Consider the following 426-nt stretch of genomic DNA (forward strand, 5'->3'; position numbering starts at 1 on the left):
CCATCACCATCCCCGAGTGCATCCAGTAGTTCACATACTGACCATCATGGGCACAGGTGGACTGCGCGATTTCGTTTTCGTGGTGCGGGAACATCAGGTCTGAACCGCCGCCGTGGATATCAAAGTGGTTACCCAGCTGCTTGCAGTTCATTGCCGAACATTCAATGTGCCAGCCAGGACGACCCGCGCCCCACGGAGACGGCCAGCTCGGTTCGCCCTCTTTCGACATCTTCCACAGAACGAAGTCCATTGGGTTGCGTTTGTCGTCGACCACGTCAACGCGCGCGCCTGCCTGCAGCTGGTCGAGATCCTGACGCGACAGCACGCCATAAGTTGGATCGGTCGGGACGTCGAACATCACGTCGCCGTTGTCCGCCACATAAGCGTGACCTTTGGCGATCAGTTGTTCAGTGAGTTCAATAATTT

The 426-nt window shown here is 56.8% G+C and carries 1 pseudogene; it reads right to left on the bottom strand.

Annotation, left to right across the window (positions count from 1 at the left end):
- Positions 1-426: pseudogene (locus GPL20_RS38535) on the bottom strand (cysteine--tRNA ligase); the annotation flags it as partial.

The organism is Bradyrhizobium cajani (assembly GCF_009759665.1).
Lineage (GTDB): Bacteria > Pseudomonadota > Alphaproteobacteria > Rhizobiales > Xanthobacteraceae > Bradyrhizobium > Bradyrhizobium cajani.